The 21,220-nt window shown below is 51.5% G+C and carries 21 protein-coding genes; 16 read left to right on the top strand and 5 right to left on the bottom strand.

The features are described 5' to 3' along the window. The first annotated feature begins 14 nt into the window (after positions 1-14). Genes P401_RS0111860 through P401_RS0111805 form a run of 12 tightly spaced genes read left to right on the top strand, consistent with a single transcriptional unit; the run spans position 15 to position 13,795 of the window. Complete coding sequence (locus tag P401_RS0111860) at positions 15-1,880, top strand: polysaccharide biosynthesis protein (RefSeq protein WP_029342634.1); 1,866 nt, start codon at positions 15-17, stop codon at positions 1,878-1,880. A gap of 15 nt (positions 1,881-1,895) precedes the next feature. Further along, positions 1,896-3,155, top strand: a complete 1,260-nt coding sequence (locus P401_RS0111855) for an oligosaccharide flippase family protein (protein WP_029342633.1) — start codon at positions 1,896-1,898, stop codon at positions 3,153-3,155. A 12-nt stretch (positions 3,156-3,167) separates the two neighbouring features. Continuing rightward, positions 3,168-4,454 (top strand): glycosyltransferase family 39 protein, encoded by a 1,287-nt coding sequence (locus P401_RS0111850; protein WP_029342632.1) that lies wholly within the window; start codon positions 3,168-3,170, stop codon positions 4,452-4,454. Then, positions 4,444-5,478 (top strand): NAD-dependent epimerase, encoded by a 1,035-nt coding sequence (locus P401_RS0111845; RefSeq protein ID WP_029342631.1) that lies wholly within the window; start codon positions 4,444-4,446, stop codon positions 5,476-5,478. The genes P401_RS0111850 and P401_RS0111845 overlap by 11 nt, the downstream gene beginning before the upstream one ends. After that, a complete protein-coding gene (locus tag P401_RS0111840; protein WP_029342630.1) occupies positions 5,468-6,817 on the top strand; it encodes a phenylacetate--CoA ligase family protein in 1,350 nt (449 codons plus the stop codon). The genes P401_RS0111845 and P401_RS0111840 overlap by 11 nt, the downstream gene beginning before the upstream one ends. Before the next feature lie 12 nt (positions 6,818-6,829). Further along, a complete protein-coding gene (locus tag P401_RS0111835) occupies positions 6,830-8,173 on the top strand; it encodes a nucleotide sugar dehydrogenase (protein WP_029342629.1) in 1,344 nt (447 codons plus the stop codon). After that, positions 8,161-9,270 (top strand): glycosyltransferase family 4 protein, encoded by a 1,110-nt coding sequence (locus P401_RS0111830; protein WP_029342628.1) that lies wholly within the window; start codon positions 8,161-8,163, stop codon positions 9,268-9,270. Before P401_RS0111835 ends, P401_RS0111830 begins: the two co-directional genes overlap by 13 nt. A 15-nt stretch (positions 9,271-9,285) precedes the next feature. Then, positions 9,286-9,906: a sugar transferase gene (locus P401_RS0111825; protein WP_029342627.1), complete on the top strand. Its 621-nt coding sequence runs from the start codon at positions 9,286-9,288 to the stop codon at positions 9,904-9,906. Then, positions 9,887-10,960 (top strand): lipid II:glycine glycyltransferase FemX, encoded by a 1,074-nt coding sequence (locus tag P401_RS0111820; RefSeq protein WP_029342626.1) that lies wholly within the window; start codon positions 9,887-9,889, stop codon positions 10,958-10,960. The genes P401_RS0111825 and P401_RS0111820 overlap by 20 nt, the downstream gene beginning before the upstream one ends. Continuing rightward, positions 10,957-12,108, top strand: coding sequence for an aminotransferase class I/II-fold pyridoxal phosphate-dependent enzyme (locus P401_RS0111815; protein ID WP_029342625.1), 1,152 nt, complete (start codon positions 10,957-10,959; stop codon positions 12,106-12,108). Before P401_RS0111820 ends, P401_RS0111815 begins: the two co-directional genes overlap by 4 nt. Next, a complete protein-coding gene (locus P401_RS0111810) occupies positions 12,105-12,875 on the top strand; it encodes a hypothetical protein (protein WP_231925654.1) in 771 nt (256 codons plus the stop codon). Before P401_RS0111815 ends, P401_RS0111810 begins: the two co-directional genes overlap by 4 nt. Positions 12,876-12,904: 29 nt before the next feature. Then, positions 12,905-13,795: an LCP family glycopolymer transferase gene (locus tag P401_RS0111805; protein WP_029342623.1), complete on the top strand. Its 891-nt coding sequence runs from the start codon at positions 12,905-12,907 to the stop codon at positions 13,793-13,795. A 226-nt stretch (positions 13,796-14,021) separates the two neighbouring features. On the opposite strand, the gene P401_RS0111800 is transcribed toward P401_RS0111805, so the two are convergent. Together P401_RS0111800 and P401_RS0111795 are read right to left on the bottom strand one after the other, a co-directional pair. Continuing rightward, on the bottom strand, positions 14,022-14,621 hold the full coding sequence (locus P401_RS0111800) for an AmiS/UreI family transporter (protein ID WP_029342622.1): 600 nt from the start codon (positions 14,619-14,621) through the stop codon (positions 14,022-14,024). 153 nt (positions 14,622-14,774) lie between these two features. Then, complete coding sequence (locus tag P401_RS0111795; RefSeq protein ID WP_029342621.1) at positions 14,775-16,028, bottom strand: SH3 domain-containing protein; 1,254 nt, start codon at positions 16,026-16,028, stop codon at positions 14,775-14,777. Between the two features lie 172 nt (positions 16,029-16,200). On the opposite strand from P401_RS0111795, the gene P401_RS0111790 reads away from it, so the two are divergent. Continuing rightward, complete coding sequence (locus P401_RS0111790; protein WP_029342620.1) at positions 16,201-17,112, top strand: Gfo/Idh/MocA family protein; 912 nt, start codon at positions 16,201-16,203, stop codon at positions 17,110-17,112. Between the two features lie 65 nt (positions 17,113-17,177). Here the strand turns inward: P401_RS0111790 and P401_RS0111785 are convergent, their stop codons facing one another. Then, on the bottom strand, positions 17,178-17,798 hold the full coding sequence (locus tag P401_RS0111785) for a hypothetical protein (RefSeq protein ID WP_029342619.1): 621 nt from the start codon (positions 17,796-17,798) through the stop codon (positions 17,178-17,180). Beyond that, the gene (locus P401_RS0111780; protein ID WP_029342618.1) at positions 17,795-18,484 is read right to left on the bottom strand and encodes a hypothetical protein; all 690 of its coding nucleotides are present in this window, start codon (positions 18,482-18,484) and stop codon (positions 17,795-17,797) included. Before P401_RS0111780 ends, P401_RS0111785 begins: the two co-directional genes overlap by 4 nt. Before the next feature lie 131 nt (positions 18,485-18,615). Here P401_RS0111780 and P401_RS0111775 point away from each other — a divergent pair, with 131 nt between their 5' ends. Further along, a complete protein-coding gene (locus tag P401_RS0111775; protein WP_029342617.1) occupies positions 18,616-19,689 on the top strand; it encodes a glycerate kinase in 1,074 nt (357 codons plus the stop codon). 63 nt (positions 19,690-19,752) lie between these two features. After that, positions 19,753-20,322 carry a hypothetical protein gene (locus tag P401_RS0111770; RefSeq protein ID WP_029342616.1) on the top strand — a complete coding sequence of 190 codons (570 nt, stop codon included), beginning with the start codon at positions 19,753-19,755 and terminating at the stop codon, positions 20,320-20,322. A 47-nt stretch (positions 20,323-20,369) separates the two neighbouring features. Here P401_RS0111770 and P401_RS0111765 read toward each other — a convergent pair whose 3' ends face one another. Beyond that, positions 20,370-20,849 carry a glutathione peroxidase gene (locus P401_RS0111765; protein ID WP_029342615.1) on the bottom strand — a complete coding sequence of 160 codons (480 nt, stop codon included), beginning with the start codon at positions 20,847-20,849 and terminating at the stop codon, positions 20,370-20,372. Positions 20,850-21,019: 170 nt separating this feature from the next. Here P401_RS0111765 and P401_RS0111760 point away from each other — a divergent pair, with 170 nt between their 5' ends. Beyond that, on the top strand, positions 21,020-21,214 hold the full coding sequence (locus tag P401_RS0111760) for a hypothetical protein (RefSeq protein ID WP_029342614.1): 195 nt from the start codon (positions 21,020-21,022) through the stop codon (positions 21,212-21,214). The last annotated feature ends 6 nt before the right edge of the window (positions 21,215-21,220 follow it).

The raw sequence follows: 21,220 nt of genomic DNA, 5'->3' as shown, positions 1-21,220 counted from the left end.
GAGGAGACACCGTCATGCAGCATTCCCCGCTCACCCCGTATCGTCGACAGTTGAAGATCGGACTCCTTCGCCTAATCGACGCTGGAATCATCGCACTCGCGACTGTCGTTACGTTCTACTTCTTTAATCCGCTCCATCTCACCGTCAACTTCGAGTTGCAGGACGCACTCGAAATCGCCCTCATCCAGTGGGTCGCTCTTACATTCGTCGCACACTGGATGCGCTTCTATCAAATCATCTGGCGTTACGCGAGCCTTCGTGATCTTGCCGTCTTACTCGTCGTCGTCCTCGCTAGCAGCTTCGTTTTACTGGGTCTCGAATACGCCTTGTTCGACTTTGCGGTCGAACGAGCGATCTTCCTGCAAACAGGACTCGTCCTAAACGGTCTCTTATTCGTCCGGTTGTTGATTCGTGGACGTAGCCTTCGTCTCGTTCCTGACAATAAGACGCTCGGCAAACGAACGCTGATCATCGGTGCCGGTGCTTCCGGTCAGATGATCACAAAAGAGCTGAAGCAAAAGAAGTCGCACATCTTAAACGTCGTCGGATTACTTGACGATTCGCTCGAACTACGCGGGATGCGGGTTCACGGTGTTCCCGTCATCGGAGCGATCGACCAGCTCGAATGCATCATCGAGGAACAAAAGATTGAAGCAGTCGTCCTCGCGATTCCATCGTTACCGTATCCGCAACGGATAGAATTGCTGAACCGGATCAAACAAACCCAAGTCGAAGCGCATACGTTACCAATGCTCGTCGAACTGGCATCCGGAAAAGTCTCGATCAAACAGATCCGTGAAGTCTCGATTGCTGATTTACTGGGTCGGGAACCGGTCGAACTCGATATTACGGAAATCGAACGAAGCGTTCATGGCGCGACCGTCCTCGTCACCGGTGCCGGTGGTTCGATTGGTTCCGAGATTTGTCGGCAACTGATTCGTTTCCGTCCCGAACGGCTCATTCTTCTCGGGCACGGCGAAAACAGCATCTACCTGATTCGTCGGGAGCTCGAGTGTCTCAGTCGGGACATCCAGTTCGAATCCGTCATCGCCGATGTTCAGGACAGTGATCGGATGCTTGAAGTCATGCGACGGTTTGAACCGGATCTCGTCTATCACGCAGCAGCCCATAAGCATGTACCACTGATGGAGGATAATCCGAGTGAAGCCGTCAAGAACAACATCTACGGCACACGCAACGTCGCTCGAGCGGCGGAAGCAGCTGGTGTCAAACGCTTCGTCATGATTTCGACCGATAAGGCCGTCAACCCAACGAGTGTGATGGGGGCAACGAAGCGAATCGCCGAGATGGTCATCCAGCAGATGGCACGTAACAGCGAGACGACGTTCGCCGTCGTCCGGTTCGGAAACGTCCTCGGGAGCCGTGGTTCCGTCATTCCACTGTTTAAGGAACAAATCGCCAAAGGCGGACCGATCACGATCACCGATTCCCGGATGACGCGGTACTTCATGACAATTCCGGAAGCGAGTCGACTCGTCATTCAAGCGAGTGTCCTCGCGAAAGGTGGCGAAGTCTTCGTCCTTGATATGGGTGAACCAGTCCACATCACGACACTGGCGAAGAACTTGATTCACTTGAGTGGCTTCACGGAAGAGCAGATCCCGATCGTCTACAGCGGCATTCGAAAGGGTGAGAAACTCTACGAGGAATTGCTCGCTCGCGATGAAGTCCATGACGAGCTCGTCTTCGACAAGATCCTCGTCGGGAAGACACGACCTTTTGGATCCGTCGACCCGTACTTGCGTGAGATCGCCCAAGCGCTCGGTCAGGACGAAGCACTCCGCCAGTATTTGTTAGACGTCACGAACGAAACCGATACCGACCCGGTCGCACCAACGATACGGATCGCTCGCAAATAGAGAGGAGGGGAAACGATGAAAACGGCCCGGCTGTCCCGCTTCAATCTCATCTTCATTGCCGATACGGCGTACTCGCTCCATCAATGGATGATTTTGACGCTCCTGATCAAATGGAGCACACCGCTCAACATCGGTTACTTCAACTATGCCCTTGCCATCACCGCACCGATCGTCATGTTCTGTTGGCTGAACGCCAGTACGATCCTGACGGCAGAACGGGCTGGCCTGACGAACTTCTGGCTCTTCATCAAGACTCGTTTTTCACTCCTCTCGGCAGGTGTGTTCGTGTTACTCGGTGTCTATTATTTCTTCGGTGAAGCGGACATCTTACTCCTGACATTACTCGTCTACCTGAATAAGTACATGGAGTCGTTCGCCGATCTCGCCTATGGTTTCCTGCAAGGACACACTGCCTTCAAGGAAGTCGCGGTCTCGAAGATCTTCCGTAGTCTCTTGAACGTCTCAGGCGCAGCACTCGTCCTCTTTACGACCCATTCAATTCACGGATTCGTGCTCGCCTTGATTGCTGGGAACTTGATCATGCTACTCGCATACGACTTACCGACGATTCGCCGGGTCGGTCGTGGCTTTGACAATCAAGCGCTCGACTTACGATATCGGTCAGGCAAGGAGCTGTTCCTCAAAGCGATGCCACTCGGATTCGTCGCACTCCTGATCGCCTTGAACGCAAACATCCCACGATTGTTCGTCGGTCGCACGATCGGCACGGAAGAACTTGGCTATTACGCCAGCATCGCCTATCTACTCGTACTCGGCAGTCTGTTCATCCACTCCTTGATCGCCGTCTTGCTACCGAACTTCTCGTCTGAGACGGGCGAACGCCAAAGTTTGCCGGAATTACGCAAGCTGACCCGCTCGATGTTACTGATGACGAACATCGTCGGCATCCTGTTGATTGTCGGAGCGATCTTCTTCGGCAAGTGGGGCTTGACGATTTTCTACAACGCATCGTTCGTTCAATACCATCTGATTTTCGTCTTGATGATGGTCGCCTCACTCTTTTTCTACAACTCGACCGTCATTCAGGCACTCTTGACCGGCTTCCAGCAGTTCCGGATCCAGACAATCTCGATCTTCGGCAGTGTCGTCGTCAACCTGATTGCCTGTAGCTTTTTGATTCCGCTGTACGGTCTATACGGTGCAACGATCGCTTACACCCTTTGCGCTGTCACTCAGATCGTCCTATTGTTACCGGCACTGTATCGGTCCTTATATCCACGGGACGTCACGCTCGTCGTCGAACAAAGCAGCTGAGGAGGGAAGAAGATGCGACCAATCCTACTACTCATCGTCATCGAAGCGCTCGTTTGTCAATTCGCCCGGTCGCTCTTCCCGGACACCTACGTGACCGCCTTGCTGCTCATCAACTCGGTGTTGTTTCTTTATTACTTGCTTCGTCAAGCAGAGACGACGCCACTCTTTCTCGTTTTCATCACCGCTTTCTTCGTCCGATTGGTCCTGATGTTCATCGATCTCGAGCTGTTCCGTTTACCGCCACACAGTGGTGACGACACGGAAGCCTTTCATCTCGAAGGTGTCCAAATCTTCACTGATCCGTCGACCTTCAATGATGTCGTTCGTGGCACCTATTCCAAGTTTCTCGGAATCTTCTACCTGATGTTCGGTCCAGAACGGATCCTCGCTCAGTTCTTGAACGTCATTCTCGGTGTCGTCGCTGTCATCATCCTAGCGAAGACGCTGCAACGGTTACGCTTACCGGAACGCTACGTGTTCGCAGCAACACTGATCTTCGCGTTCTTCCCGCAAGGATTGTTACTCTCACCGATTCTCTTGCGTGACCAGATCGTCGCCCTTGGCATCGTCTATACCCTCTACTACATGGTGCGCTGGACGGAAGACAAGTCCGGATGGTATATGACGCTCGCGTATCTCGGCTACTTCGTTAGTACGATGTTCCACTCCGGTCTTGCTGTCGGGATCATCGTCTTACTCGTCTATTTCTCGTTTTATAGCCATGAGACACGACGAATGGACTTTGAACCGACGAAGGTGCAGCGACTGATCTTTCAAGTACTGATCGTTGGCTTCATCGTCTACAGCTTCCAGGACGTCTTGTTCGCAAAGTTCACCCACGTCTCAGAAAACGGACAGTTGTTCAGCGGGATGAGTTACGACCGTGGCGGCTCCGCTTATCTGAACGGATTGACGGTCACAGGTCCAGCTGACATGATTCTCTACTCACCGATTCGGATGATTTACTTCCTGTTCTCACCGTTCCCGTGGCAATGGTCGAGCGTCATGAACATTCTGATTTTCTTCCTTGACGCCATCTTCTACTTCATCGCCTGTTTTGCGATTGTCCGTTTCTTTAAACTGATCCGTCAGCATCCGTTCGGCAGCGTCCTCTTGTTCTTTTTCCTTCTCTTTGCTCTTAACGCCGTCATCTTCGGTCTAGGAACCGGTAATGTCGGAACGGCCATCCGACACCGGTATAAGTTGTTCCCGATGTTACTCATCGTCTACACATCCGTTCACTACATGCGCTGGCAAGCGCGCCACTACTTCGAGGAGGTCGAACACCGTGCCGAATAAAACGATCTTAATCACTGGTATCGCAGGCTTCATTGGATTTCACGCCGCACGTCGTTTCATCCGGGAGGGTTACCGAGTCATCGGACTCGATGAAGTGAACGACTATTACGATCCGACGTTAAAGGAAGCCCGGCTCGCTGAACTTGGAACGAACTACACGTTTTACCGGGTCTCACTCGAAGAGACGGCAGCCGTCGCACGGATCTTCGAACAGGAATCAATCGATCTCGTCCTCCATCTCGCAGCACAAGCAGGGGTACGGTACAGCATCGATCGACCGGACGTCTACATGACGTCAAACATCGTCGGCTTTCTCTCGATTCTTGAGGCGTGTCGGCATTACCCAGTCGAACAACTGATTTATGCTTCCTCCAGTTCCGTCTACGGATCGAATACGAAGATGCCGTTCGCGACGACGGATGCCGTTGATCATCCGCTAAGTCTTTACGCCGCTTCAAAGAAAGCAAACGAGCTGATGGCACACACCTACAGTAGCCTCTACGGCATCAAGACGACCGGACTTCGTTTCTTCAGTGTCTACGGTCCGTGGGGACGCCCGGATATGGCATTGTTCAAGTTCACGGAAGCGATTGCGAAAGGCGAACCGATCGACCTCTACAACTACGGCGAGATGGGGCGGGACTTCACTTACGTCGACGACATCATCGAAAGCATCTATCGCCTGTTCCAAACTGAACCGGAAGTCGACGAAGCGTTCGATGCCTCGAATCCCTTACCGGATCGTAGCAACGTCCCGTATCGTGTCTACAACATCGGCAGTCACAGCCCGATTCGACTGAACGAATTTGTTGCCTTGATCGAACGGCGCCTCGGTAAGACGGCAATTAAACACGGGATGCCGCTTCAACCAGGCGACGTTCCAGAAAGCTTTGCTGACGTTTCCTCACTGTTCGAGACGATCGGCTATCGACCACAGACGACGGTCGAAGCCGGTGTCAACGCATTCATCGATTGGTACGAGAGTCACTACTTGCTGAAGGAGGAAATCCAAGATGGCGCTTAAAGAGGAATTCTACTACCGCTCTCCGATCTTCATCCAAAATTGGCTGACATCGTTATACGGTCGCAAGTTGATGCAAGAACGGTACGGTCCCTTCTATGAACAGAAGATGAAGGAGCTCCGGATGAAGGATCGGACGCAGGATTATAAAGCGGAACAACTCGATCGCCTGAATGCCTTTCTAGCCTTCGTCGTGACGCATACACCGTACTACACGCAACTCTTTCACGAACATGACATCCAGTTACCGTTGACATCACTCGAGCAGCTGAAGAAAATCCCAATCCTTGAAAAAGAGACGCTTCGCCAAAATAACGATGCGTTCATGTCCCGCGTCGATGCGCCGGTCCGAGGGCGGACGGGCGGAACGAGCGGAAAGTCGCTCCAAGTCGCGTTCATGCGCGAGGATGTCCAGGAACGAATGGCTCATCTTGACTACTTCAAGGAACGTCACGGCTTCCACGCCGGGATGCGGCGGGCGAGCTTCACCGGTCGGACGCTGACAGCCGTCGATCAAAAGAAACCCATCTTCTGGCGGATGAACCGACCACTCAATCAATTGCTCGTCTCCATCTTTCATATGAAGGAAGAGAACTTCCCCGCTTATATCGAGGAGCTGAATCGATTCCAGCCACAGGCACTCGACGGCACACCGACGGCAATGGTCGAAATCGCCCGGTATATGCTGAAGCATCACATTCGACTGGATATTCCACTGATCGCCATCTTCCCGACATCGGAAACGGTGACGGAGGAGATGCGCTCGGTTCTCGAGGAAGCCTTCAACGCACCGGTCTTCGATCAATATGGTTCATCGGAGGGAGCGCCGATCATTTCAGAATGTAGTCATCGAAAACTTCATCTCCACCATGAGACGGGCATCATCGAACCGTATGGAGAGGACGGGGAAGTCGTCGTCACGTGTTTTACGACACGCGGCACGCCACTGATTCGTTACCGGATCGGTGACCGGATGACGCTCAGTGACGAGACATGTAGCTGTGGACTAAACGGACCGGTCATCGCTTCAATCGATGGACGGGGAACGAGTTACATCGTCAGCGAAAAACGGGGCAAGGTGTTTGAAGGGGACATTACAACGATTGCCCGTGAACTGCCGAATTCGGTCTTACGACTCCAAGTCGAGCAGCATACGATTGACCATGTGACACTCCGGTATATTCCAGACGCCAAACGTTTCCATCCGAAACACGAACAGATCCTTTTGAACGAGATGCGCAAGTTGCTCGGCTCCGAGATGAAGATTGTTCTTGAACCAGTCGAACAAGTCAAACAGGAACCAAACGGAAAAACGTTGATCGTCAAACAGTCGATGAAATAGGAGGAACCCACCATGAACAAGGCAGTCAAACACATCGTAGATACGACAGCAGCCCAAACCGGTGCACTTCCCATTGCCAACCGTTCGATTGCCGTCGTCGGACTCGGATACGTTGGACTTCCCGTCGCCGTCGCCTTTGGCGAAAAAACAGACGTCGTCGGCTTTGACATCAAGGAACAACGCGTTCAAGAACTGCAAGAAGGCATCGACGCAACACTCGAACTGAGTCCGTTCACGTTGAAGAATGCAACGGTCGACTACGTCTCGGATCCTTCTGCTCTCCAAGCAAGCGACTTCATCATCATCGCTGTTCCAACACCAATCAATGCGCAGAATCAACCAGACTTAACGCCACTCTTACGGGCGTCCCATCTCGTCGGTCGCCAGCTCAATAAAGGCGACATCGTCGTCTACGAGTCGACGGTCTACCCAGGGGCGACGGAAGAAGATTGTGTCCCGGTTCTTGAAGAAGCATCTGGCTTACGCGCTGGCGTCGACTTCTTCGTCGGCTACTCCCCGGAGCGGATCAACCCGGGCGACCACGAGCACACATTCAAGACAATCAAAAAAATCGTCTCTGCTCAGGATGAACAGACACTCGACGTCGTCGCAGAAGTCTACGAAGCGGTCGTCGAAGCTGGTGTCCACCGTGCTTCATCGATCAAGGTCGCGGAAGCGGCAAAAATCATCGAGAACACACAACGTGATCTCAACATCGCCTTGATGAACGAACTAGCAATCATCTTTGACCGGATGGACATTGATACGCTCGAAGTCCTCGAAGCAGCCGGAACGAAATGGAACTTCCTTCCGTTCCGTCCAGGTCTTGTCGGTGGTCACTGTATCGGCGTCGATCCATTCTATCTAACGATGAAAGCGGAGTCGCTCGGCTATCATCCGGAAGTCATCCTCGCTGGTCGCCGGATCAACGATACGATGGGACGCTTCATCGCAACGGCGCTCGTCAAGAACTTGATTAAACAAAATATGCCGGTCCTCGGCGCTCGCGTCACGATCCTCGGCTTATCATTCAAGGAGAACGTCAGCGATATCCGTAACTCGAAAGTCGCGAACCTCGTCCGTGAAATCGAAGAGTTCGGAATCGACGTCCAGGTGACGGACCGACTCGTCGAAAAAAGTGAGGCGAAACGCGAGTACGGCATCGACTTACTCGAAATGAGCGAACTCAAACCAGCCGACGTCGTCATCTTCGCTGTCTCACACGAAGAATATGTCGAAGGTGGTTGGAATTTAGCACAACATCTACTCAAAGTCGGACGCGGCATCGTCGTCGACATCAAAGGGATGTTGCCACGGTCAGAACAGCCAGAGGGGGTCCACGTATGGCGCCTCTAAAAATCCTTCAAGTCTGTGCCCTTGATACGACGGCAGAGACGATGTTGCAGCCGCTCTTACTTGCTTTGCAAAACGCTGGGCACGACGTCGGTATCGCCTGTGCCGACACCGGTGCCTCGGCAAAACTCGCAGCCAAAGGATTCCGGATGCATGACATTCCGATCGAGCGCCGGATCGACTGGACGAGTAACTGGCGGACAATCCGAGAAATCACGCGAATCTTGAAGGAGGACGGCTACGACGCTGTCCATGTCCACACACCGGTCGCCGCCGCCCTCGGACGCGTTGCCGCGAAACGGGCCGGAACGAAGCATATCGTCTATACGGCACACGGCTTTTACTTCCACGAGAAGATGGGGCGGATGACGTATCAGCTGACATACTCCGTCGAAAAGTGGCTAGCACGTTTCGCAACCGACTACCTGCTCCTCCAAAGCGAGGAAGATTATCAACTCGCTCAGCGCAAACGCTTCAAAGCGAACACGCGCCTGATGCACCTTGGAAATGGGATCGACTTGACCCGCTTCTATCCACGCCCGCGCGAAGCCGGGGCACCGTTTACTTTCCTCTTCATCGGTCGGATCGTCGAAGAGAAGGGGATTCTCGAACTGCTCGATGCATTCGAGGATGTCGTCTATCGTCACCCGGAAGCTCGCCTCGTCATTGCGGGTGAGATGATGGCGAGCGAGCGCGATCAAACGACGAAACACTTATTCTTACGGCGGATTCGCGAGATTCCAAACGTCGACTACCTCGGATTCGTCGAAGATGTGCCCACCTTGTTCCAACAAGTCGATGCCTTCGTCTTACCGTCACATCGCGAAGGCGTACCACGATCAATCATCGAAGCGATGGCGAGTGCTAAACCGGTCATCGCAACAAACATCCGCGGCTGCCGCGAAGAGGTCGTCGAGGGGAAAACGGGTTATCTCGTTGAAGTCCGCGACGTCACAAAGCTCGCTAAACGGATGAACACACTCGTCGAACATCCAGACCGTGCCAACGAGATGGGACGGAACGGATTTGGCCGTGCTATGAAACATTTCAACGAAGCCGACGTCATCAAACGACAACTTGATCTCTTTTCAGCTATGTAAAAGGAGGACGTCATCATGAAACGCACATTCGACTTCACGGTTAGCCTCATCGCCATCCTGATCCTACTTCCTGTTTATGCCGTCGTCGCCTTAGTCATCTATACGAAACTCGGACGACCGATTTTCTTCAATCAAGTCCGCCCTGGCTATAAGGGGGAGCTGTTCAAAATCTATAAGTTCCGTACGATGACGAACGAAACAGATGCCGACGGACAACTCCTTCCGGATGTGGACCGGATTCCAGCATCGCTCGAGTGGATTCGTCGCTTAAGTCTTGATGAGATTCCACAGTTCGTTAACATCCTCCGCGGACAGATGAGTTTCGTCGGCCCGCGTCCCTTACTCGTCAGTTATCTCAATCACTATACGAAGGAGCAGATGACACGTCACGACGTCTTGCCTGGTCTGACAGGCTGGGCGCAGATTCACGGCCGCAACGCAACGACGTGGCAGCAACGCCTCGAACAAGATCAATGGTATGCGGCAAACCATACGTTCCGACTCGATCTCTATATCCTGTTCAAGACGTTCAAAATGGTCATCTCATCAGAAGGAAACTCGACGGCTCACCAGACTAGTATGGGGGAGTTCAAGGGTCTCGACGGAGGTGTTCCCCATGATGTCGCTAAGCGATGAACGCTTGATTCGGGATCCACGGGAATGGGACGCGCTCGTCGCGAGCTATCAGCTCGATTGTTACTACGAACATGCTTACTTCGAACTCGCAAAAGAGCAAGATGAGATTCCTGAATTATTTTATTATCCAACAGAGTTCGGAACGTTGATCTATCCGTACTTGCGGCGTCCGATTCCAGGCACACGCTTTGAAGACATCACGACGCCGTACGGCTACGGTGGTCCTTATTTCACAGGTATCTGGTCACTCGATCAGATTCGCGAAGCCCGCGCGCGATTCGAACAATACTGTCACGAGACCGGGATCGTCACCGAGACGGTTCGTTTCCACCCCTTGCTACACAACCAGGAACTCGGTCAACACTGGTGCCATCAAACGGATATCTTGCAGCCGACCGTGACACTCGAGCTGACGGATCCATTCGAGACGATCGAAAGTGGATTCTCGCAAATGACGCGACGCAATATCCGGAAGGCACGTCGCGAAGGGGTCACGATTCGCCTCGGGCGTCCGGAAGAGTACTCGGACTTCGCCCGTCTCTACCAGATGACGATGGATAAACATCAAGCCGATGCGCGGTATTACTTTGATCAGACCTACTTTGATCACTTCGCCGACGGACGGATTAAAAATGTCCTGTTGCTTGCCGAACAAGAGGGACGAATCATCGCTGGTTGCATCGTCTTAACGGGTCGCCAGTTCGCACATTATCACCTCGGTGCTTCAGATCCTGCCTACTTGTCGCTTCGACCGAATCACCTATTATTCGCGGAGATGATTCGCTGGGCAAAACAAGCTGGTCTGCAAGCGTTACATCTCGGTGGCGGAACGACACGATCCGATGAGGATAGCTTACTCGCCTACAAACGGTCTTTTGGCGAAGCGAATCGAACATTTTTCGGACTCGGGACATCGATTCTTGATACAACGATTTATGACCGGCTCGCACGACAAATCAAACGACAACATCCGGAAGTCGAGACGGGGAATTGGTTTCCGGTCTACCGGACGCCACTCCGTCAGCTGTCACCTCGAAGGGAGGAAACATCATGAAACACATCCCGCTCTCCATCCCGCACTTAAGTGGCCAAGAAGCACGTTACGTCACGGAAGCACTCGAGACGAACTGGGTCGCACCGCTCGGACCGAACGTCGACGCCTTTGAGCGAGATATGCGTGCCTACACAGGGGCTGGTGCAGCACTTGCGACGAGTAGCGGAACGGCGGCGATCCACTTGGCACTCGCGACGCTTGGTGTCACGACGGGGGATGACGTCTTCTGTCAGTCCTTGACGTTCATCGCTTCGACGAATCCGATTCGCTACGTTGGTGCTAGTCCCGTCCTGATTGATTCGGAAGAGGAAACATGGAACATGTCACCCATTGCACTCCGACGCGCGTTGATCCAGGCAGCAACGCGAGGAAAACTTCCGAAAGCGGTCATCGTCGTCCATCTCTACGGTGTCGCAGCGCAAATCGAGGAGATCGCCGCCCTCTGTGAAGAGTACGATGTCCCGTTGATTGAAGACGCAGCAGAGTCACTTGGAACACGCGTCAACGGGCGGATGACAGGAACGTTCGGGACGTTCGGGATCTATTCATTCAATGGCAACAAAATCATCACGACGTCAGGTGGTGGGATGCTCGTCGCAAATGATCCAGCCTTGATCGAACGCGCCTTCTATCTCGGGACACAGGCGCGACAACCGGTCCTCCATTACGAGCATACGGAAGTCGGCTACAATTACCGGATGAGCAACGTCGCTGCTGGGATCGGACGCGGACAACTTGAAGTCCTCGATCAACGCGTCGATGCGCGGCGGAAAATCTTTGATCGTTACGATCGTGCCTTTGCACCGGACGGCGTCACGTCGCAAGTCGAGCAGACCGGAACATTCGCCAACCGCTGGCTCAGTGCTTTTCTCTTACCTGGTGGTCAAGCGCAACGTGATGCAATGATTCGGACGTTGCAACAAGCAAACGCAGAATCCCGCCCGGTCTGGAAACCGATGCACTTACAGCCCGTCTATCGCGATGTACCATTCGTCACAGCAGAAGGGAATGATGTCAGCCGGCGCCTGTTTGAAGACGGCATCTGCCTTCCGTCTGCTTCACAAATGACGTTCACCGAACAAGCCGTCGTCATCCGAAACGTTCGTCACGCCTTGCAGACGACCGTACGCCGGAACGTCCAGTCATGAATATATGGGAAGGGGACATCGTCATGCGCGATATGGAGGAAGCGATCCACGCACTCCGTCTCGCTGCGAACGGGAAGAATGAATTGACGGCCAATACCTATTTCCGCTGGCAACTGAACACCACTCATCCAAGCGTCGCGGAAATCTTGATGCTGTTTGGATCGTGGCAGATTGCCTTGGAACGAGCTGGCATCGGACAAGCCCGCTTGACGTTCACGAAATCGGAAATCATTGACGCTTTGCGTCAGGCACGGGAGGAACTCGATCCTTTCACGAGCGCGACGTACCGCGAATGGGCACAACAGAAGCAAGCACCAAGCCTGACGGATATCGTCCATCAATTCAACTCGTGGCAGCAGGCATTGTCAGAAGCAGATATCTTGAAGGAACGCGTACAGGAAATGGAACAACGGATCATCGAGTCACTACTTGAAGCGCAAGGTGCCTTGCCGGTCTTGACGAGCCAGACCTACACGAAGTGGGCGGCTGGTCAAAATCGTCCGACCGTCGCAACGATTGCCCGCCGGTACGGCTCTTGGTCGAACGCCCTGGAAATCATCGGGATCGAATTTCCCCGTAAACGCTGGCGGGAAGAAGAGGTACTCGACGTACTTGCTGCAGCCGCGCAAGAAACGGAAAATCTGACGATCGCAAGTTATCAACGGTTCAGTATCGGACGCGATGCACCGAGCATCGGTGTCATCACTGCCTTGTTCGGTAGCTGGCGCAATGCGTTGCTCATACTTGAGGCACAACGACCGTCCTGAATTCAAATCGAAGAAAAGGAGAATGGGTGATGAAGAAATGGAAATGGATCGTACTGACACTGACGGGGATTTGCCTGCTCCTTCTCTTCGGTTCAGGCGGATATGTCTATCATAAAGCGAGTCAAACACTTCAAGAGGTTCAAGTGCCGGTCAAGGCGAGCGTCGAGACAGAGAAGGCCGTCGAACAGAAAAAAGGACTCTCGTTTCTCTTGCTCGGCGTCGATCAACGGAAAAATGAGACAGGACGTAGTGACACGATCATCGTCGTGACGATTGACCCGAATACGAATAAGAGCCAGATGATCAGTATCCCACGTGATTTGAAGACAGAAATCATCGGTAATGGGTCGAATGATAAGATCAATCACGCGTATGCGTTTGGTGGTCCACAGATGTCACTCGATACGGTTAGTCATCTGCTCGATATCCGGATTGACTATTTTGCAGAGATCAATCTAGACGGCTTTACGGATCTCGTCAACGCCGTCGATGGGGTCACCGTCGAGAACGATATCGATTTTTCATACTATGAGATGCAGTTCCCTAAAGGAGAACTTTCACTGAACGGGAAGGAAGCGCTCGCTTATGCGCGAATGCGCTATGATGATCCACGCGGAGATTTCGGACGACAAATCCGTCAACGGCAAGTCGTTCAGGCGGTTGCTGATAAGATGACGGAGGACTTCTCGATTCGTCGCTTCAATGCCATCCTTGAAGCACTCGGGAAAAACGTTAAGACAAACGTACCGTTTTCCGTTGCTCGGACCGTCGCGACGGATTACCGGGATGCTTTACGAAATGTCGAGACCTTATCACTTGATGGGAAAGGTGGCATCGAATCGGACGGCATCTACTATTGGCATCCGACGGATAAGTCGTTGAAAGAAGTTCAAGCTCAGCTGCAGGAAGCATTGGAATGATATGAGGGAAGAACGAGCGTACGCTTTGTTCGCCTCGCATCGTTTTCCTGGGACAAGCATCGTGCCGCTTCGCTGCGCTGCAGGGTCATTTTCCCTAGGAAGCGATGTCGAGCGAACAAACTCCTCCTCTGTTCTTTTGACGCGTACTACAAATTGAACAAAAAAGATGTCCATCTCCGATTCAAAACCGAAAATGGACATCTTTTTTGATGAATTGATTAGCGTGTCACGACGAGCGGATCGTCCGAAGCATCGAGAATTTCATCATCGTATAGAGGAAATAAACAACAGTCAGAATGGCAGCACCGCTCCATAACCACTGGTATGCCGAACTGAAGTAGCCGAACCGAAGACCAATCAGTGCCGGTGCGATCAACGTCAACCAGCTCAAGACGAGGGCAACGCGGGCAGTGATTGCATCAATCGGGCGATTCATTCCCATTCCGAGGAAGAACAGGCTCCAGAGCAGTGCCCAGAACAACCAGGTCACACCACCGATGATGTCATTCGTCGTAAAGCTGACGAACGCATAAAACAAGGCGGCAATCGCGACGAACAAGGAAAACCAACCGACACCGCTCCCGTCGAGATTGAATAAGAACGTGATCCCGACGTACACATACGTAAAGGCAAACAGATAGATGCTCGCGTATCCGAACGTCAGGGCTGGATCACCTGCTGCACCGATGACGAGATAGGTCGCGATGAACGTCTGCAATAGACCAGTGATAAGGCTGAAGACACCCGCACTACGGAGATCGACTTTTCCGAACAAGGTCAAACTATTTAAAAAGAGCGCGACGCCCCCCAAATAACAAACTGACATTTCCCACGTAAAACTCTCCTTCATTAAGACGTCAGACGTCTGATTCTAAACTTAACTCTAAGATGAATTCGTTTTCAGCGCAAGCATAATTTTAGAGGCGAAACGAAAAACAACCTGACTCCCGGAAAGGGAATCAGGTTGTTGATTAAAAGATCATTGGTTCAAGACAGAACGGAGTGTCGTCTCGGTTTGAGACAACGATCCTTTCAGTGTGACAAGACCATATCGCGTCGAGCCTTTTTTGATGAAGAAGACACGTGTGTAACCAGATTCCGGTGTGTAACCGGTCTTGCTCGCATAAACACGCGTATCACCTGGAAGTGACGTGTTCGTGTGATACCACGTCAATGTCCGTGCGTACGGTCCTTTGACAGTCGTCTGGTATGATTTTCGTCCACTGATCGTCATGAGCGCGCTGTACTTCGCATATGTATTCGCGAGTTTTTGCATATCAGCAGCCGTCGTGTAATGACTTGGATGATAGAAGCCATGTGGGTTCATGAAATGGTTCGCACTCATCCCGATTGAACGGGCGCGACTGTTCATGTACGAGACGAACTTCGATTCAGAACCTGCTGTCCGGACAGCGATCGCTTTTGCTGCATCATTACCAGAGCGGATCAGCATCCCGTTCAACAGTTGACGCATCGTGACTTTATCGCCAGCCCGGAAGCCAGCGACACTGCTACCTGCCGGAACGGATAACATCGAAGACGTCAGAGTGAACACTTGATCGAGCGTACCTTTACGTGCTGCTTCATCATACGCGACGATTCCCGTCAACAGTTTCGTCGTACTCGCTGGGTAACGACGGACGAAGCTTTCCTTCGTCAATTGATAACTTGACGATCCAAGCTTGAAATACCGCATCGATGCAACCGGATAACTGCCACTCGATGGTTTAGGGCTGCTCGTCGTCACTTTTCGGGCAACTTGGCTAGAGACGTAATAATAATTGACTTTCCCTTTGACCTTATACCAACCGTTCGAGTACGAGACTGCATTGAACTTCGAATTGTAGGATGCGAGTCGTTTGATATTTTTTGATGAGGCCGTGCTTGGTGATGTCCGGACGTTCGCTCCAGCTTTCGAGTAGACGACGATTTTGTACGTCTTCACGGAACTACTCGTTACTTTTTTAGCGACTTGGTTCGATAGATAACGATATGTACCTCCGTCCTTGATCTTATACCAGCCATTCGTATACGAGACGGCTGTGAATTTTGCCTTGTACGCGGCACGTCGGACGATTGTCGCAGACGAGGCTGTACTCGGCTTTGAGCGGATGTTCGCCCCAATCGTCGAAGTGACGACGACTTGGTAACTGGCTGCCTTTGCAGGTATGGCAGGAAGACATAAAGCGAACAATAATAAGAGCGTAAGACTAGTACGGAGCAAGCGCTTCATAAAAACTCATTCCCTCCTTGTTCAAATATGGTTTTATCATAAAACAAAAAAAGGAAATTCACTTCTTTTCAAAAAAAGGAATTCGAATCCTGTAACGAGCTGATTTCCATCTTTTCGTGTCAATTGACGTATCATAGGGAATGTAAGCAACAGAGGAAAAGGAGGAGTTCACATGAAATTAGCAGTCATTGGTCTAGGGGACATCGCACAAAAAGCCTACTTACCCGTCTATGCCGAACGATCCGATATCGAGGTGTATCTGATCTCGCGAGACGAGGAAAAAGCAAAACGATTGCAAGCGGCCTATCGCTTTGCAGGAACATACGCGACGTTTGCTGACGCCGTACAGGAGGGAATCGATGCGGTCATGATCCATTCAGCGACTGTCGTCCATGCGGAGCAGGCACGGCAAGCGCTTGAAGCAGGAATCGCCGTCTACGTTGATAAGCCGGTCTCGATGGAAATCGAAGAGATTCGTGAACTGACACGTTTGTCGGAAGAGAAACAGTTACCGTTTATCACGGGATTCAATCGACGCTTCGCTTCAGCGCATCAGCGCTTGCTTGAGGTCAACGATCCGAATCTCGTCCTCATGCAAAAAAATCGGACGTCGTTCATCGAAGACGCTAAGCCGTTTCTATTTGACGACTTCATTCATGTTGCGGATACACTGCGTTTCTTGACAGGACGCGGTGAGATTGAAGACCTACACGTCAAGAGTAAGCAGGACGCAAGCGGTCTGCATCACGTGACGATTCAATTCGTCTCAAACGGTATCACGGCAATCGGTGTCATGAACCGCAATAACGGCATCACGGAAGAACGCGTCGAAATGATGGGACCGGAAGAAAAACGAATCGCAACGGACGTGACGATACTCAATCAATTGACGAAAGAAGGCACGCTTCGATATCCGCTCGATAACTGGGAAGCGACATTAAAGCGCCGTGGATTCGTCGGTATGCTGGACGCGTTCCTTCGGACGGTCAAAGGGGAATCCTCCGAGTCGGTCGTAGCTTCTGATAGCCTCGCGACACATGAATTATGCCAACAGGTGTATGAGCAGGTTCAAGCAACACGTTAAATTAAAATCATAAAAAAGCGCCGCTTCACTCGAGGATCGTCTCAAGTAAAGCGGCGTTTTACTGGTTATTTATCTGACAGTTGTTTGAGTTGATAGATGCGCTTACCGCCGGGACCTTCGAACGTCACGCGGAGTGTCGAACGGACGAAGCGATAGCTGACTTGTCCTCCAGATAAACTGACACGAGCGGAGAGATCGGGTTCGAAACGGATGGTCTCCTCATCGTTTCGGAGCGCGTCCGGGAGACCGAACTGATCAAAGCGAAGCGTCGCGATGAACGTATCTTGCTCATCAAAAGAGACATCGATGCGCCCAGTTCCGTCGAACGGCTCGTCTTCGAGCGTGCTTCGTTCAACTTCATATGTTCCTTCGAACTGTTTGACTTGTTGTAGCGTCTCTCTTGCACTGAGAGCGATGGCTTCGGCTCGTTTTTGGACGGGATGATCCGCTGCGAGTTGAAGGCGTTCGATCGCCTCCGCCGTTTTTAAGACATCACGCAGTTGATAACCGGCAAGCTGTCGCTCAAGCTGAACCATCAGTCGAGCAGCCGGTTCATCGATGTCTTGTTTCGATTGTTCAACGGCGCGGGTGTAGGTTTGCTGTTCGAGCTGTTCTTGAATCTTGGATGTTTCGGGTGAACACGCCATCAGGAGACAAAGGGGCAGACAGAGGAGTACACGTTTCATGAGTGCACCTCCGTCCGGTTGACATCAATGATTTGCAGATGATCCGTATGCACTTTCAAACGATAATGAACGCGGTAGGTCACAGGCTTTGAACCTTCTGCAGTCGCGATTTGGTACGTTTCCTGTGTGCGCAAGTGATACGTGGTGCCTTTTGACGTGAATTTTTGGAATGTCACGGCAAGAACACTTGGAGCGACAGGCGCATCAACGGCATTCGTCAACCGCTCAAGATGGTCGAACTCGGATTCGAATACCTTCAAGGTCGTAAACTGGATCGCAGAAAACGTCTCGATGGAATCGTATTTCTTTGAATACGTCGCAAGCTCTGGAATCGTTCGTGTGTATTGGCGGACGAAACGAAGGACATCATAGGATGTCGGAGGTCGATCTTTCGAATACGTTTGATTGTAAGCTGTTTGTTCATCGGACCATTCAGAAAGAGCGAGTGCTTCGACGCTAGGTGTCTGACCGGCTTCCGGCGAAACGGGATCTTTTAACGAATACCACAGGAAACCGGCCCCTCCGACGAGAAAGAGCAAAAGACAGGTGCTGATGAGCCAAGCCCGTGAAAAGGACGGAGCGGGTGGTTCAACTGGTCGTTCTTTTTTGATGACAGGATGTTGGCAATGAGAACAAGTCATATCGTGTTGACGAAGTGGTGTACCACATAACGAACAGCGTTCCATGAAATAAGACCTCCTGTGTATGTAAAATGAAATGTCAGATAAGGTAATAGTAATTTGAAATTAGTATCATCGTAACATTAATTGGAAACGCAATCAAAACTTGATATGAGTTTTTTAGGGGGAATGGACAGATGGGACGTCACTTGATTTTGATGGATGCATTCAAAGGGAGTATTTCTTCGAACGAGGCGGCAGAAGCTGTCGCCTCCGGAATCCGAGCGTATGATTCGACAGCAATCATCGATTCTTCGCCTGTTGCGGACGGCGGGGAGGGAACGCTCGATGTCTATCTCGCACTCGGATATGACGTGAAGACGGCGATGACGATGGATTTGGCAGGTCGTCCGTGTGAAGTAGAGTACGCTGTCAAGGGTACAGATGCCGTCATCGAAGTCGCGCGTATTTGTGGATTGCCGATGCGGCGAAGCGAGGATGATCCCGTCCGAATGAATACGCGTGGTGTCGGTCGTTTGATTGCTCAGTTACGTGATCAAGGAATCACGCAGATCCGACTGGCTTTAGGCGGGACTGGTACGACGGATGGAGGACTTGGTTTGCTCGCAGAAGTCGGCTGTCGGTTACAGGATGCCTTGGGTGACCCGATTTCATTTCAAACGAATCCGTTACTTGAGACGCATACTATTCAATGCCCGGCGTATCCTGTTCAACTGGAAGCGCTCGTCGATGTGACAGCCCTTTATCATGGTCCAGATGGTCCAGCTTATCTGTTCGGTCCCCAAAAAGGACTGCTTTTAGAAAACATCGTAAAGCTTGATCAACAACTTGAACGGATCGGGAGGTTACTTGGACTAGAAAATGTTAAAGGAACTGGAGCAGCCGGTGGACTCGGGGGAGCGATCTATGCGCTTGGTGGCACAATCGTTCCAGGAGCCAAGACGATCCTGCAACATCTTCGCGTAGCAGAGCGGATGGAGCAAGCAGATTATGTCTGGACGGGAGAAGGACGTGTCGACCGTCAAAGTCAAATCGGTAAGTTACCGGGTGAGGTCACGCGGATGGCACAAGCAGCTGACGTCCCTTGTCTGATCCTTGCCGGAATCGTCGAAGAAAACATGCCACACGCACTCGATTGTCGCTCGATCCATGGAGGACAAGCAATCACGCTCGAGCGAGAACAGACAATGGCTCGTATGAGCGAACAAGCACGTAAGTGGCTCGAGGAACTTTCGCTGAAACAGGGATGAATTCGGAAAAGTTTGGGTAAATAACTGTATATTGCCATACTTTTAGAGAAGGTAGGTCATCGTATGATCAATCAATCGATTCAATTATCGTTTCGCCAAGTCCGAGCGCTGGTCGAACATACCCTGCTATTATTCAAAGAGCTCGATCAACAATTAGCAAACCGTGGATACGAACCGGTCCTCCCGGAAGTCGTCCAAACGGAACATGGTCTGAGCATCCATCAGACGAAGGAGAGTGCGGAGTCACTCGTGCCGCACTTTTTAACACGGACGTATGTCCGGCAACAAGAAAAAACGAACCAACATGGATTGCTGATCTCTGTTCAATACACGCATCCGCTCCATGAACGATTCGACCCGGTCGTCCTTGTCGGTGATGTTACGTTCAAGCAGGCGAAACATGCGCAAAAAATCTTGAGTGAAAAGCCGTGGCTCCTGAAATATGCTGCCTTTGAATCCGCGATTGCGCAAGAGTTCGTTGCCGATGGTACACACTACACGACGCAACCGATTGAAGAAATCGAAGAGCTGATTGTCTGGGGACATCCGTTCACAGAAATGCGCGATATCGATGACGTCAAACGATTGGCGGAAGAGATGATCAGTCGTCATCTCGAGCCGGGAACAACATAAAAATAAGCTTCCGTTCCTTCAAGAGAGAAGGAGGGAAGCTTATTTTTTTAGACTTGAACGAGCAATCGTTCGATCGCTGCCGTCAAATCAGTTGGATTCGTTTTTGGTGAGAACCGCGTCACTTCTCCATCACGGGTCACGAGGAATTTCGTGAAATTCCACTCGACGTCTGTTGTACCGTCCATCGTTGGTGCTTGTGCTTTCAGTTCCTCAAATAGCGGATGTGCTTGCTCACCGTTGACATCGATTTTTGAGAAGACGGGGAATGTCACGCCGTAGTTGACTTGGCAGAACGACTGAATCTCCTCGTCTGTTCCCGGATCTTGATTCGCGAACTGATTACATGGGAAACCAAGTACGGTCAATCCTTGCGAACGATAGTCTTGATGCAATTGCTCGAGTCCTTCGAACTGTGGCGTTAAGCCACATTTGCTGGCTGTATTGACGATCAGCCATGCTTGAGCTGGGTAGTCACTTAAGGATGCCGACGTTCCGTCGACGCGTTGAAATGAATGATCTTGTAACATATCGATTCCCCCTTTTTAAGTACTTCTCCAGTGTAACAAATCCGTTTTCTCGTCGTCTTCTATCGCTACTTGCGAGATGACAGAAACATCACAATCGGGTGTCAGCGGCGCTTTTTCGACGAATCTTTGTTACGATGAAAAGGAATATGGAAGGAAAGGAGAGATGCCACATGAGAAAAATGTTGAAACAATCGCGGTTCGTCATGATCGCGACGCTTTGTCTCGTCCTGGTCAGTAGTTGTATTACATTGCTGACGCTTGGGTTCGAACGCGATATTGTGATTCTTGTTTCTGGAGTGGTTGCCCTATGGGTGACGATGCTAGCTCCTTTGACGGTCCATGCCAAAATGAATCAGCAATCATAATCATTG

Source organism: Exiguobacterium acetylicum DSM 20416 (genome assembly GCF_000702605.1).
Lineage (GTDB): Bacteria > Bacillota > Bacilli > Exiguobacteriales > Exiguobacteriaceae > Exiguobacterium_A > Exiguobacterium_A acetylicum.
The sequence above is the reverse complement of the archived record's forward strand: the minus strand, read 5'-3'. Positions and strand labels throughout refer to the sequence as shown.

What these genes read in the sequence shown, in the direction of transcription:
- P401_RS0111860 (WP_029342634.1), top strand. Translation starts at nt 15, where the DNA reads ATGCAGCATTCCCCGCTCACCCCGTATCGTCGACAGTTGAAGATCGGA.
- P401_RS0111855 (WP_029342633.1), top strand. Translation starts at nt 1,896, where the DNA reads ATGAAAACGGCCCGGCTGTCCCGCTTCAATCTCATCTTCATTGCCGAT.
- P401_RS0111850 (WP_029342632.1), top strand. Translation starts at nt 3,168, where the DNA reads ATGCGACCAATCCTACTACTCATCGTCATCGAAGCGCTCGTTTGTCAA.
- P401_RS0111840 (WP_029342630.1), top strand. Translation starts at nt 5,468, where the DNA reads ATGGCGCTTAAAGAGGAATTCTACTACCGCTCTCCGATCTTCATCCAA.
- P401_RS0111835 (WP_029342629.1), top strand. Translation starts at nt 6,830, where the DNA reads ATGAACAAGGCAGTCAAACACATCGTAGATACGACAGCAGCCCAAACC.
- P401_RS0111830 (WP_029342628.1), top strand. Translation starts at nt 8,161, where the DNA reads ATGGCGCCTCTAAAAATCCTTCAAGTCTGTGCCCTTGATACGACGGCA.
- P401_RS0111825 (WP_029342627.1), top strand. Translation starts at nt 9,286, where the DNA reads ATGAAACGCACATTCGACTTCACGGTTAGCCTCATCGCCATCCTGATC.
- P401_RS0111820 (WP_029342626.1), top strand. Translation starts at nt 9,887, where the DNA reads ATGATGTCGCTAAGCGATGAACGCTTGATTCGGGATCCACGGGAATGG.
- P401_RS0111815 (WP_029342625.1), top strand. Translation starts at nt 10,957, where the DNA reads ATGAAACACATCCCGCTCTCCATCCCGCACTTAAGTGGCCAAGAAGCA.
- P401_RS0111810 (WP_231925654.1), top strand. Translation starts at nt 12,105, where the DNA reads ATGAATATATGGGAAGGGGACATCGTCATGCGCGATATGGAGGAAGCG.
- P401_RS0111805 (WP_029342623.1), top strand. Translation starts at nt 12,905, where the DNA reads ATGAAGAAATGGAAATGGATCGTACTGACACTGACGGGGATTTGCCTG.
- P401_RS0111800 (WP_029342622.1), bottom strand. Translation starts at nt 14,621, where the DNA reads ATGTCAGTTTGTTATTTGGGGGGCGTCGCGCTCTTTTTAAATAGTTTG.
- P401_RS0111795 (WP_029342621.1), bottom strand. Translation starts at nt 16,028, where the DNA reads ATGAAGCGCTTGCTCCGTACTAGTCTTACGCTCTTATTATTGTTCGCT.
- P401_RS0111790 (WP_029342620.1), top strand. Translation starts at nt 16,201, where the DNA reads ATGAAATTAGCAGTCATTGGTCTAGGGGACATCGCACAAAAAGCCTAC.
- P401_RS0111785 (WP_029342619.1), bottom strand. Translation starts at nt 17,798, where the DNA reads ATGAAACGTGTACTCCTCTGTCTGCCCCTTTGTCTCCTGATGGCGTGT.
- P401_RS0111780 (WP_029342618.1), bottom strand. Translation starts at nt 18,484, where the DNA reads ATGGAACGCTGTTCGTTATGTGGTACACCACTTCGTCAACACGATATG.
- P401_RS0111775 (WP_029342617.1), top strand. Translation starts at nt 18,616, where the DNA reads ATGGGACGTCACTTGATTTTGATGGATGCATTCAAAGGGAGTATTTCT.
- P401_RS0111770 (WP_029342616.1), top strand. Translation starts at nt 19,753, where the DNA reads ATGATCAATCAATCGATTCAATTATCGTTTCGCCAAGTCCGAGCGCTG.
- P401_RS0111765 (WP_029342615.1), bottom strand. Translation starts at nt 20,849, where the DNA reads ATGTTACAAGATCATTCATTTCAACGCGTCGACGGAACGTCGGCATCC.
- P401_RS0111760 (WP_029342614.1), top strand. Translation starts at nt 21,020, where the DNA reads ATGAGAAAAATGTTGAAACAATCGCGGTTCGTCATGATCGCGACGCTT.